Annotated in this window: 15 protein-coding genes; all 15 read left to right on the forward strand. The window is 42.7% G+C overall.

Translation table 11 applies throughout. The features are described from left to right. Nucleotides 1-2: 2 nt before the first annotated feature. On the forward strand, nucleotides 3-518 hold the full coding sequence (locus OCV88_RS07930; RefSeq protein ID WP_158424958.1) for an ERCC4 domain-containing protein: 516 nt from the start codon (nucleotides 3-5) through the stop codon (nucleotides 516-518). After that, nucleotides 505-987 carry a CHC2 zinc finger domain-containing protein gene (locus OCV88_RS07935; RefSeq protein ID WP_158424959.1) on the forward strand — a complete coding sequence of 161 codons (483 nt, stop codon included), beginning with the start codon at nucleotides 505-507 and terminating at the stop codon, nucleotides 985-987. Before OCV88_RS07930 ends, OCV88_RS07935 begins: the two co-directional genes overlap by 14 nt. 6 nt (nucleotides 988-993) lie before the next feature. Beyond that, the gene (locus tag OCV88_RS07940; protein ID WP_158424960.1) at nucleotides 994-2,853 is read left to right on the forward strand and encodes a DUF927 domain-containing protein; all 1,860 of its coding nucleotides are present in this window, start codon (nucleotides 994-996) and stop codon (nucleotides 2,851-2,853) included. Between the two features lie 195 nt (nucleotides 2,854-3,048). Further along, entirely contained in the window at nucleotides 3,049-3,474 is a 426-nt protein-coding gene (locus tag OCV88_RS07945) for an RNA polymerase subunit sigma-70 (protein ID WP_158424961.1), read from the forward strand. Nucleotides 3,475-3,716: 242 nt separating this feature from the next. Further along, the gene (locus OCV88_RS07950) at nucleotides 3,717-5,360 is read left to right on the forward strand and encodes a PBSX family phage terminase large subunit (RefSeq protein ID WP_158424962.1); all 1,644 of its coding nucleotides are present in this window, start codon (nucleotides 3,717-3,719) and stop codon (nucleotides 5,358-5,360) included. 44 nt (nucleotides 5,361-5,404) lie between these two features. After that, nucleotides 5,405-6,715: a phage capsid protein gene (locus OCV88_RS07955; RefSeq protein ID WP_262590973.1), complete on the forward strand. Its 1,311-nt coding sequence runs from the start codon at nucleotides 5,405-5,407 to the stop codon at nucleotides 6,713-6,715. 156 nt (nucleotides 6,716-6,871) lie between these two features. Beyond that, on the forward strand, nucleotides 6,872-7,474 hold the full coding sequence (locus OCV88_RS07960; protein WP_158424964.1) for a phage scaffolding protein: 603 nt from the start codon (nucleotides 6,872-6,874) through the stop codon (nucleotides 7,472-7,474). Nucleotides 7,475-7,586: 112 nt separating this feature from the next. Continuing rightward, nucleotides 7,587-7,892: a head-tail connector protein gene (locus tag OCV88_RS07965; protein ID WP_158424965.1), complete on the forward strand. Its 306-nt coding sequence runs from the start codon at nucleotides 7,587-7,589 to the stop codon at nucleotides 7,890-7,892. Nucleotide 7,893: 1 nt separating this feature from the next. Beyond that, on the forward strand, nucleotides 7,894-8,307 hold the full coding sequence (locus tag OCV88_RS07970; RefSeq protein ID WP_158424966.1) for a DUF6751 family protein: 414 nt from the start codon (nucleotides 7,894-7,896) through the stop codon (nucleotides 8,305-8,307). A 1-nt stretch (nucleotide 8,308) separates the two neighbouring features. Continuing rightward, nucleotides 8,309-8,740, forward strand: coding sequence for a hypothetical protein (locus tag OCV88_RS07975; RefSeq protein ID WP_158424967.1), 432 nt, complete (start codon nucleotides 8,309-8,311; stop codon nucleotides 8,738-8,740). After that, nucleotides 8,740-9,177 carry a hypothetical protein gene (locus tag OCV88_RS07980; protein WP_158424968.1) on the forward strand — a complete coding sequence of 146 codons (438 nt, stop codon included), beginning with the start codon at nucleotides 8,740-8,742 and terminating at the stop codon, nucleotides 9,175-9,177. The genes OCV88_RS07975 and OCV88_RS07980 overlap by 1 nt, the downstream gene beginning before the upstream one ends. A 4-nt stretch (nucleotides 9,178-9,181) precedes the next feature. Further along, nucleotides 9,182-9,697, forward strand: coding sequence for a phage tail tube protein (locus tag OCV88_RS07985; RefSeq protein WP_158424969.1), 516 nt, complete (start codon nucleotides 9,182-9,184; stop codon nucleotides 9,695-9,697). A gap of 42 nt (nucleotides 9,698-9,739) precedes the next feature. Then, nucleotides 9,740-10,057, forward strand: coding sequence for a hypothetical protein (locus OCV88_RS07990; protein ID WP_158424970.1), 318 nt, complete (start codon nucleotides 9,740-9,742; stop codon nucleotides 10,055-10,057). Beyond that, nucleotides 10,014-10,688 (forward strand): bacteriophage Gp15 family protein, encoded by a 675-nt coding sequence (locus OCV88_RS07995; protein ID WP_158424971.1) that lies wholly within the window; start codon nucleotides 10,014-10,016, stop codon nucleotides 10,686-10,688. The genes OCV88_RS07990 and OCV88_RS07995 overlap by 44 nt, the downstream gene beginning before the upstream one ends. Then, on the forward strand, nucleotides 10,675-11,747 hold a 1,073-nt coding region (locus tag OCV88_RS08000), incomplete at its 3' end, for a hypothetical protein (RefSeq protein WP_158424972.1). The genes OCV88_RS07995 and OCV88_RS08000, both read left to right, overlap by 14 nt.

Here is an 11,747-nt window from a genome sequence, read left to right on the forward strand (position 1 = left end):
ACGTGGATATACAGATTGACAGCCGGGAGAAAGCCAGGGCTATCCGCAAGATTACTCAAACCTTTGAGGAACAGGGGGTTCATTATTTTACCAGCAAGCTGCTGGTGGGGGATTATATGTCCTTAGATCATCCCCGGCTGATCATTGACAGAAAGCAGAACCTGCAGGAGCTGTGCGGAAACATCTGCCAGCAGCATGAACGGTTCCGGCGGGAGCTGCTCAGGGCAGAGCAGGCGGGAATACAGCTGGTGATTTTGGTGGAACATGGACCGGAGATACAGTGTCTGGAAGATGTGTATTTCTGGAAGAATCCCAGAAAGCATGAGATCCGGTGGCGGGTGGTAAAGGGAAGAAGAGAAGCATATGCAGCTTCGGAAAAGGCAATTGATGGCTGCCAGCTGTACCGGGCGCTGGAAACTATAAAAAACCGGTATCATGTTTTGTTTGAGTTCTGTGAAAAGAAGGATACAGGAAAGCGGATTTTAGAGCTGCTGGGTGGCGGATATGACAAAAGATGAAATCAAAAACAGGTATTCCATGAGAGAGATAGCGCAGCGGTACGGGTATCAGATAAACCGGGCGGGATTTATATCCTGCCCCTTTCATCAAGGAGATCGTCATGCGTCCATGAAGATCTATCCGGATAGTTATTACTGTTTTGGCTGCGGAGCCGGCGGGGATGTGTTTTCTTTTGTGCAGCGTATGGAGCAGTGCGATTTTAAAACTGCTTTTTATTCCCTTGGGGGAACTTATAAAAAGCCGACGTTTTCTTCCCGGCTGACGGAGTACCGGCAAGGGAAAAAGATCAGGGAGCGTAAGCGTCAGGAAGAAAGGGTACTGGAAAAGAAAGCGCTGAACAGTCAGTTGATTGATATTTACCGGGATTACATGCAGAAAGCAGAACCCTTCAGTGATGTATGGTGTGATTGCTGTAATGCCCTGCAGTATCAGCTGTATGTGCAGGAAGAATTAAATGAAAAGAGGTGATGGCATGTGAGGCCTTTGGGAGAATTTGATGGGGATTCAATCCTGGAGGACACTGTATTTCTGGAACTGTTTGAGCTGGAGGATCCTATTGAGCGCTCCCGGTGGAAAGTTCAGTTAGGACGGCGTGCTAAGGCTCTGGGAGTAAAAGCGGATTTTGATGAAATGATGAGAGGGTACAGTCAGGCAGAGCGGGAAATACAAAAACAGGAACGGAAAAAAAGGTCTTTGTGTACCATTGATAATTATACAAATTTTACAGGCCCTTATGACCGGATGTTTTGCGGAGCCTGGGTGGCCGATGATAGCGGGGTTTTTGCACAAAATTCAGGAGGACTGGATGCTACCGCTTGTTATCATCCTATTCTTCCGGTGGAACGGTTGAAAAATATGGAAACCGGAGAGGAGCAGATAAAGATTGCTTATAAAAGAAACGGGCGCTGGAGTGAGATTGTGGTGCCTAAAATCATGGTGACATCTGCAAATAGGATTGTGGCGCTGTCCGGCCGGGGGATTGCAGTAACTTCGGAAAATGCCAAGCTGCTTGTAAAATATCTGGCTGATGTGGAAAACTTCAACGATGATTATATAGATGTGCAGTATTCTACCAGTAAACTTGGATGGCATGGAACGGAATTTATTCCCTATGATACCGAGATTGTATTTGACGGGGACAGCCGGTTTAAGCAGACCTTTGAGAGTGTTTCTCCGCGGGGGAGCCTAAAAGTCTGGCTTGAACAAATGCGTCAGCTGCGTACATCCGGGCGGATGGAAGTAAAATTTCTGCTGGCGGCATCCTTTGCTAGTGCCCTGGTGCAGGTCCTTGATGGTCTGCCGTTTTTTGTAGATCTCTGGGGTGAGACAGAAGGGGGAAAGACAGTGTCTTTGATGGTGGCGGCTTCTGTCTGGGCTAATCCGGATGAGAGCAGATATATCGGAGATTTTAAGACTACGGATGTGGCGCTGGAAGCAAAGGCGGATATGCTGAATCACCTGCCGCTGTTACTGGATGATACCAGTAAAACCTCGGCCCGGATCCGGGATAATTTTGAAGGGATTGTATATGATTTGTGCTCCGGAAAGGGAAAAAGCCGCTCTAACAAAGAGCTTGGAATTAACCGGGAAAATCGCTGGAAAAATGTTATGATCTGCAATGGGGAGCGTCCGCTCAGCAGCTATGTCAGTCAGGGCGGAGCTATAAACCGGATTCTGGAAATAGAGTGCGGGGAGAGGGTATATCAGGATCCGCAGAAAACAGTAGAAATTGTAAAGGGGAATTATGGATGGGCGGGAAAACGATTTGTAGAAATCATCCGTGAGCTTGGGGCAGACCGGATTCGTGAAATGCAGATGGAGATACAAAAAGCTCTGTTTCAGACAGATAAAATGCAAAAGCAGAGCATCTCTCTATCCATTGTATTGACGGCGGATAAAATTGCCACAGAGCATCTGTTTCAGGATGGACAGTATCTTGCTTTAGAGGAAGCAAAAAGAATTTTGATTGACCGGAATGAACTTTCGGACAATGAGCGCTGTTATCGGTTTATTCTTGATAAGATTGCAATGAATCCTCAGAGATTTGATATGATATCTGGCTGTGAGAAATGGGGGATTTTAGAACATGGATATGCGATCTTTTATAATTCTGCATTTGATCAGATTTGTAAAGAAGGAGGATTTTCAAAGAAATCCTTTTTGTCCTGGGCGGATAAAAAGGGGGTTATTCAGACACAGGGGGGGAGATATAACAAAGTAAAAAAGTTTGCTGGGAACTCGGTGAGATGTGTGTTCATTAAACTAAGTCCAGAAGTGGATAGTGAGGGATTTGAACATGTGGATATCATGCAGATGGAAATACCCTTTAGATAAAAGCTGCTTGGGTTACCGGGTTACCAACTGAAATAATATGATATAGATATTATAAAAAGATGTATGTTTAAGAGAAAAATTATATAATAGGCAAAAGCAGCGGTAACTTGGTAACCGGTGAATATAAGTGTGGTAAATTTACTTTGAATTAAAATATATTGACTAGATAGAATATTATGATAAGGAGTGAGATTATTGGATAACAAGCAGGTTTTGAGAAATTATGTGGATGCTTGTGAGCTGGTAAAAGAGACTGAGGAGGATATTGCAAAGTTGAAGAAAAAAAGAGGGTGGGCTGTTTCTGATTCTGTTAAGGGGCCTATGCAGGATTTTTCGTATGCTTCGCAGAGCTTCCACATCGAAGGAACGGAATATACTTACCAGGACGATGCCAAAATCCGGGAGGAAGAGAAACTTTTGATTCAGCGTAAGGAGTACGCAGAACAAATTAAAATGCAGGCCCAGCAATTAATTAACTGTGCACCGGTGCGCATACAAAGAATTATTCGGTTTAGGTGTATTCAGAGACTACCTTGGAAGCTGGTGGCTGAAAAAATTGGAAATGGTGCAACAGAGGATAGCATAAAAAAAGAATATCAAAGATATATGAATGGAAATTAAAGATTGGACTTTTATGTCACATATTTCCTGAATGATTATGTTATTTTAATATTAATGAGATGTATTGTTTTTTCTTCTTACTTATAAATGAACACCTTGTAGGAATACAGGGTGTTTTTCATTAGGTAATGGTTTGGAGGACAAAGAGTATGTGGTTCTAAATGGTACATTAGATCTAAGGTTAATTTATGAATTAAAAGAGCTGCTTATGAGGGGCTTTTCGAAGATTAGAAGGTGGTGAAATGCCAAATGTAGAAAACTTAAAAGGATATGGATTCCATGAACGAACAGCAGAAGAACAGAGGGCTATTGCTGTAATGGGGGGAAAAGCTTCTGGAGAAGCACGGAGAAAAAAAGCTAATTTTCGAAAAACGTTGAATCAGCTCCTGACATCGAAAATAGAAAATGATAAATGGGAGCTGGCACTTAGAGAACTAGGGCTGGATCCAACGTTAGAAAGTGCTATGCTGATGGCACAGATCAAAAAAGCTATTGAAGGAAATGTAAAGGCCGCGTATTTTGTTGCGGAATATGCTGGGCAGAGTAAGAAGACAGAGGCAGATGAGAAGGAGCAGCAGGCAAAAATTGAGCATATGCAAATACAGACAAAGATAATAATGCCGGATAGCAGGAATGATCAGTTGTTTAAATATGCAGGCATTCCTGTGGATATGTTGACACCAATATATGCGCCAGTTGTATTTGATATCCAGGAGCACAGGCATACGGAATATATTTTCCCTGGCGGCCGTGGTTCTACAAAGTCTTCGTTTGTTTCGCTGCAGGTCATAGATCTGCTGATGGAAAATGATCAGATGCATGCTGTAGTTATGCGTCAGGTGGCTGATACTCTGCGGGGATCTGTGTACCAGCAGATTTTGTGGGCTATTGAAGTGCTTGATTTAACCGATGAATTCCACTGCACAGTCAGTCCTATGGAAATTACTCGGAAAAATACTGGCCAGAAAATTTATTTCAGGGGAGCAGATGATCCAGGAAAGGTCAAGTCAATCAAGGTTCCGTTTGGATATATCGGGATTCTCTGGCTGGAGGAGCTGGATCAGTTTGCAGGACCGGAATCCGTCAGGAAGATTGAACAGTCTGTGATCCGTGGCGGTGACACCGCATATATATTTAAGTCATTTAATCCACCGAAAAGTTCCAGCAACTGGGCGAACAAATATATCAGGGTCCCTAAGGCAAACCGTCTGATTACGGAAAGCACCTATCTGGATGTGCCCAAAAAGTGGCTGGGTAAACCGTTCCTGGAGGAGGCAGGATTTTTGAAAGAAATCAATCCGGAAGCTTATGAAAATGAGTATCTGGGGGTTGCTAACGGGAGCGGCGGAAGCGTATTTGATCATGTTACCATCCGGGAGATCACAGATGAGGAGATCGCAGAGTTTGATCATGTACTTAACGGGATTGACTGGGGCTGGTATCCAGATCCTTTCGCCTTTGTGCGGGTACATTATGATCCGGCACGGCTGCGGCTGTATATCTGGCAGGAATTTACCTGCAACAAGCAGAGCAACCGGCAAACGGCAGATGCATTGATGGAGCTTGGAATTGGCGGAAATGACCTGATTACTTGTGACAGTGCTGAAAAGAAGTCTGTGGGAGATTATAAATCCTATGGACTTTTTGTACGTCCGGCGGAAAAAGGACCGGGGAGCCGTGAGTATTCGTTTAAATGGCTGCAGTCCCTGGCAGAGATTGTGATAGACCAAGTGAGATGTCCGGTATCAGCCCGGGAATTTCTGGAATATGAGTATGAGAGAGACAAAGAAGGAAATGTAATCAGTGGCTATCCGGATGGGAACGATCATTGCATTGATGCAGTCCGGTATGCAACAAACAGTATTTGGAAACGGAGGGGCAGGTAATGTTTGGACAAATAGTATCCTTCGTGAAGGGAGTGATAAGGAATATGTTCCCAGCGAAAAATATAAAACAGGCGCTGCAGGTGGAGACTTGTATGTCCGAGACTATGCAGCAGAAACTTGAATTGTGGTCCTGCATGTATCAGGGAAGAGCGCCGTGGTGCAGGGGGCCGGTAAAGTCTTTGCGTAAAGAACAGGGTATCTGCAGAGAGTTTTCCAATGTATGCTTAAATGAGATGGAGAGCAGGGTATCAGTGGAAGCACTGGACAACATATATCAGGCGTCTATCCGTGACTTAAATGAGCATCTGCAGTCTGGAATTGCACTTGGCTCTTTTATTATTAAGCCCCTTGGAGGGGACAAGGTGGAATATGTAACTGCCGGCCAGTTTGTGCCCATCGAATATGATGCCCGGAGGCGCCTTGTTGATGTAGTTTTTGTACAGATCAAGAGACTTCAGGAAAACGGCTTTTATTATCGTCTGGAGAGGCATGCATTTAAAGAGGGGGTTTTAAAAATAACAAATCGTGCGTTTCACAGTCATTCAGAAACTGTAATCGGACGTGAAATCCCCCTGACAGAGGTAGAAGAGTGGGCGGCACTTCCAGAAGCCGTAGAGTATCACGGGCTGGAAAAGCCAGACTTTGGATATTACAGGAATCCCATAAAAAATGAAGTGGATGGAAGTCCCTGTGGTGTTTCTGTTTTTGACAGTGCCATTGAACAGCTGAAGCATGCGGACATCCAGGGAGCCAGACTGGACTGGGAATTTGAATCAGGAGAGCGGGCGATCAATGTGGATGCAGCTGCGTTAAGGGCAGTTCCAGAGATATCTAATGGGAAAACAAGACTTGTACTGCCGAAATTGAATGAGCGCCTATACCGGGGATTGAATCTGGAAGCAGGAACAGATAAGGAGCTGTATCAGGAGTGGAGCCCGGAATTTCGGGATGTCAGTATTGTGAATGGATTGAATACCTATCTGCGCCAGGTTGAATTTAATGTTTCATTAAGCTATGGAGATTTGTCTGATGTATCAGATGTGGATAAGACGGCAACAGAAGCAAGAATTGCCAGGAAGCGTAAGTATAACATGGTTCAGGCAATGCAGATGAATTTAAAGGAGTGTCTGGAAGACCTTGTGTATGCGCTGGCCTTTTATAACGCCATGACAAAGAGCGGCTATGAGTTCCTTTGTACCTTTAAAGACAGCATTCTTGTGGACGAAGAGACAGAACGCCAGCAGGACCGGTCGGATGTATCTATGGGGGCGATGCTGTTATGGGAATATAGAATGAAATGGTATGGAGAAACGGAAGAACAGGCAAAGGCAGCTGTGCAGCAGCTATGCAGATGACAAAGCAGTAAAATTATTGATATAAAAATCCTGGTAAATATAGATAGAAAATTAGGAACAGATACCGGAAATAAAAAATTAAAAGGGATCTTTGAGAAGCTGAGTTTGTAATGGTCCTTATATGGCTAACATAAAAAACAGCAGGAAAGGGGCACTATGGAGTTTTTAAGAGAAGTATTAGGTAATGAATATACTGGTTTTGAGGAGGCTGTCAGAATATGGAACGAAAAACCGGAAAATCAGTCAAGACCAATCCGTATTGTAAATGCAGGTTCTGCTGGTTATATGAATCAGTCAGAACTTAGAACTTTAAAGGAAGAAAATGGTAAGTTAAAAAGTCAATTACAATCTGCAAAAGATATGCTAAAAAGTTTTGAGGGTACAGAAGTAAAAGCGTTAGTAGCAAAAATTGATATGCTTACAACGAGTCTTGATACTCAGAAGGAAGATTACGAAAAACGAATCGAAGATATGGAGTTTGATTATGAACTTAAATCAGCAATAGAAACAGTGGGTGGCCGCAATATGAAGGCGATTCAAGCACTTTTAGATATTGATAGTTTGAGGAAAAGTAAGGATAGGGCTATGGATATTCAAACTGCGATAGAGAACTGCTGGCAGGAAAATGCATATTTGTTTGGGGCAGATGAACCAATTAATAATCCGATTGCTCCTACGGGTGGCATTGGAAATTATATAGATAGCGAGACCGCCACGTTAAGAATTTCTATGGGCTTATCTGCAGAAGATAAGAGGTGATGTTATGTCTTATGTCGATTACAATTATTATATATCCGGGTATTTGAAGGGGAGATATCCCTTAATACCAGAGTCGGAATTCTGTTACTGGGAACAGCAGGCATGCACGGAAGTGAATAAAATTACTTTTGATTCTCTTGTAAGGAACAGCAAGTTTATATCCAACAGGGTAAAAGATTGTGTTTGTGAAATTTCAGAACTATTATATCAATCTAATATTATAATTCAACAGTCCTTTGAATATGGAGCTGCGGGTATAATATCATCTTATAGTAATGATGGAGAATCAGCTTCTTTTGATTTGAGTTATTCAGACTATACTGGGGCAGGGAAAGAACAAAAAATAAGAAAAATTATTTATCGTTATCTGGGAAGTACGGGACTGTTGTATCAGGGACTGTATGAGATGGAGGAATAACATGAATCCAAATTATATATTTACAATTACGTTATATAGTTGTCAAAGGGCGGCAGATAGTCCGGATAAAAAAGAACATTGGAAAAGAACAATACTACGTAATTGTTTTTGGAAATCTGAGACGGCAGTTACACAGTTAGGGTCTCAGGCAGCCCCTAATAATACATATATAGTCCGTATCCCGATAAATCCAGATTACAGGTCTTATGCCGAATGGAATGAATCCATGCAGGGGTTTACAATATCTAACGGAGATCTCATTATTTTGGGAGAATGCCTGGAAGAAATCACTGGAGAAAATGGTCATACTGCAGCACAGATATTAAAACAAAATAAACCAAATGCTTTTAAAGTGACTGCTTTTTCAGATAATACAGAATTTCTGCTTGGAAAGCATTATCGGGCAGGAGGGTAAAATGCCTTTAAAAGTGAATTTAAAATGGGATAGATCTAAGGAATCTATTATCAGAAAAAAAAATGGGGGTAAAGATGGGATGCTGTTTCTTGCAAATGAAGCGGTTCTGCTGATGAAGCCTTACATGACATCACTAGACTCAGGGGGAGTGCCAGAGGTTCAGATAGATGTAGCTGAGAAAAGCGGTAAAATTACTTATTCTGGGCCCAATATCCGTAATCAGTACAAAGGTGAAGATATTCCTTTGGGTTATGAAACTGAGGATGAAAGCAAACTGCCTGAATGGAAGTTCCCGGTATCTAAAATATCAGCCTTGCAGGACAGTATATTTAGCCAGCCACTCGCCACTTCCGGCTGGGATAAGGCCATGCTGACAGCCCGAAAAGAAGACTTGTTGAAAGTATATGAAATCTATTTGAAAGGACGCAGCTGATGACAAAACATGATGCAATGAAAGCATACTTTGAGCCGAAGGTTCTAGAATTGGCCGGTGATCTTCTGACTTTTAATTTTTCCCCGGAATCTCCTGACAGTATTGCATTTGTTACAAATTACAGTGATAAAGTGTTGAGAAAAAATATTCGAGTTGGTTCAGAGAAAGAATATGGTTTTTCTATTATTATTACCAGAGAATATTCTACTTTTACAGATGATTTGAATCTGAAAGCCATGAACTTTGCTCAGGCATTTATGGATTGGCTGGATAGTCAGGATAAGATAAAAAGCTATCCGGAATTTCCGGATAACTGCCAGATTAAAAAAATAGAGAACTTGCAGAACATGCCGAATCTGGCCGGCATCAATGCAAAAGAAGGACTTGCCCGGTACATGTTACAGTGCCGGGTTGTTTATTTTGAGAAAGAGAGGTAAAAACATGAAATTAAGTGAATTAATGGCGGGAAAGACACCGAGTGCGGATTACGAAGGATGGGTGACAGCCGATGACTGGGTACTGGCAATTGATACTGCTGCCAGAGGAGATACTGAAACAAAAGTATCTGATTATGAAGTGGTGCAGATGGGGGTAGAAGGATTGGATGCACAGTTAAATCCGGTAACATCAGAAAAGACCTATATCCGTGCCGGTCAGTCTACACAGAAAACAGGGGCAGCGCGCTCTTTTGCTGTAACCGGTGACCGATATGTGGGAGATCCGGCACAGGATTATATGCTTTCCCATTCGATTAAGTATGGAACAGGAAATGGTGTGGTTGTAAATTATGTTTATTTTTGCTTCCTGAATGGAGTTGGAGAAAAAGGACAGGTATCTGTAATTGTAAATTCCGACGGCGGCGGAAATGCCGGCGAATCTTCCAGTGTTGATATTCAGCTTTCAAAAATTGGTGCAGAGCCAGAGGAATATACATATTCTGCAGAAGAAGGTATTTGATTAGCTTTATAGAAAAACAGCCAAAACAGGAGGATACTGTAAATGAAATTGAACGGGAAAGAAGTGCGTTTTAATATTACTGATCCAAGGGATGCCAAACGGTATGAAGAAACACTTATAAAGCTGAAGAAAAAAGAAAAAGAACTCAAAAAATCCGGACAGGAGTATACGCTGGATGAAATCATGCGGGAAATTATTAAGATCTGCCGGGAAGTGCTTTGGGATTTTACCGGGCAGGATGTGTTAAAAGGCTGCCATGATGCGTTGATGGCAAAAGAAGTTTTATATCAGTTTTTACGGGAAGTAGCCCGGCAGAATGAAAGCTTATTGTCCCCATTTGATCCTGAACGGATCCGTTAACATCCTGATAGACCAGCTGCCGCAAACAGTAGAAATTGATCGAATACAGGTGCCTGTTAATTGGGGATACCGGGCCTGCATATTGCTGGAAATGGTAATGTTCAGTGGCCTTTCTGATGAAGAAAAAATCAGGAAGGCGCTGAACATTTTTTACTGTGGGGCTATCCCAGAGAATGTAGCAGCGGCGATTGAGAAAATGAGCTGGTTTTATAATTGCGGTGTCAGAAAAGGGAAGTCGGAAAGTATTTTAAATAAAGGGAAACGAAGTTATTGCTTTGAACAGGATGCTTTTCTGATTTATGCAGCTTTCTGGACGCAGTATCATATCAATTTGAATCAAATGGGAAATGAACAGCTGCACTGGTGGGAGTTTGCGGCTATGTTTGAAAGTCTGGATGACAGCCTGAAAATAAGACAGGTGATGTACTGGCGTCTTGCGGATACAAAAGGAATGTCTAAAAAGGAGGCGTCTTTTATCCGGAAGATGAAAAAGGTGTATGCCATTCAGGAGACAGAAAGCACTGCAGCTGGCAATGTAAAACTGGCCAGAAGGAATGCTGATATGCTCGCTTATGTGGAGCGGCGTTTCCGGGAGCAGGAAAAAGGCGGTGAGATATTTGGCAGAAAATGATGGAACCATAAAAATAGGAATTGAAGTAGATGACAGCGGAATAAAGACAGGCTTAAAGATGGCGGAAAAGCAGACAAAATCCTCAGGAACGGCTATGGAGAAGCATATGAGGAAAGCCATAGAGGAAATGTCTGGAGCCGGAGCAAAGTTTATAAGTGAAGGCCAGAAAGAGGTTAAGAAACTTTTTGATGGCATTGCCAGTGAAACAGAAAAAATAAAAACATCATTTGCCCGCTTGAATGGTACGATCAGCCAGCAGGAGACAGGTGTGGGCAGGTTAAAAATAAAATATCAGGATCTTATACTGGAACAGGGAGAAACCTCAGAAAAGGCAAAGAAACTGGGGCAGGAAATACAGAAGCTTTCCGGCGGGCTAAAAGAAAATAAAACAAGAATGGGTGAGGCTAAGACAGCAGCGGATAAATTTGATCAGACGCTGGATGCGGCAGGAGAAGTATCAGAAAAAGCAAAAGGAGGATTTTCAGTTTTTGGAGATGCGATATCTTCTTTTGTAAAAAATATATTAACGAATGCCATTACCAGAGTTGGAGATTTTGTATCATCTATTTTTGAGCTTTCAGAAGCAACAGAAGAGTACCGGCAGATGATGTCCAAGATATCCGGCAGCGCAGAAGCATTTGGATATTCTGTAGATGAGGCCAAAGACCGGTTTAAGGAATTTTATAAGTATGTGGGCGATGATCAGATGGCGGCCAATGCCATCACAAACCTGATGGGTATGAAGGTAAATACCGAAACCCTTGACGGAGTAATAGAAGGAGCCATTGCAACCTGGACGGCTTATGGGGATTCGCTTCCTCTGGATGACCTTGCAGAAAGTATTACAAAAACTGTAAATTCATCAAAAGTGGTTGGAACACTGTCTGATGCTGTCAGCCAGGCCAGCCTGACCAGTGAGGAATGGTCTGGCATCCTTGGAAAAGGAAGCAAAGCGCAGCAGGTATTTAACAAAATGCTGAAAGAGGGCAAGCCGGCAGAGGAAGCATTTGGCGCTGCACTGGGAGCAACATCTGATAAACAGGACCGTGCCAATATGGT

Origin of the sequence: Brotonthovivens ammoniilytica, assembly GCF_025566885.1 — a bacterium.
In the GTDB taxonomy this organism is placed as follows: Bacteria; Bacillota; Clostridia; order Lachnospirales; family Lachnospiraceae; genus Brotonthovivens; species Brotonthovivens ammoniilytica.

Coding starts and splice junctions, on each gene's coding strand:
- OCV88_RS07935 (WP_158424959.1), top strand. CDS start 505: ATGACAAAAGATGAAATCAAAAACAGGTATTCCATGAGAGAGATAGCG.
- OCV88_RS07950 (WP_158424962.1), top strand. CDS start 3,717: ATGCCAAATGTAGAAAACTTAAAAGGATATGGATTCCATGAACGAACA.
- OCV88_RS07955 (WP_262590973.1), top strand. CDS start 5,405: ATGTTCCCAGCGAAAAATATAAAACAGGCGCTGCAGGTGGAGACTTGT.
- OCV88_RS07960 (WP_158424964.1), top strand. CDS start 6,872: ATGGAGTTTTTAAGAGAAGTATTAGGTAATGAATATACTGGTTTTGAG.
- OCV88_RS07970 (WP_158424966.1), top strand. CDS start 7,894: ATGAATCCAAATTATATATTTACAATTACGTTATATAGTTGTCAAAGG.
- OCV88_RS07975 (WP_158424967.1), top strand. CDS start 8,309: ATGCCTTTAAAAGTGAATTTAAAATGGGATAGATCTAAGGAATCTATT.
- OCV88_RS07980 (WP_158424968.1), top strand. CDS start 8,740: ATGACAAAACATGATGCAATGAAAGCATACTTTGAGCCGAAGGTTCTA.
- OCV88_RS07985 (WP_158424969.1), top strand. CDS start 9,182: ATGAAATTAAGTGAATTAATGGCGGGAAAGACACCGAGTGCGGATTAC.
- OCV88_RS07990 (WP_158424970.1), top strand. CDS start 9,740: ATGAAATTGAACGGGAAAGAAGTGCGTTTTAATATTACTGATCCAAGG.
- OCV88_RS07995 (WP_158424971.1), top strand. CDS start 10,014: ATGAAAGCTTATTGTCCCCATTTGATCCTGAACGGATCCGTTAACATC.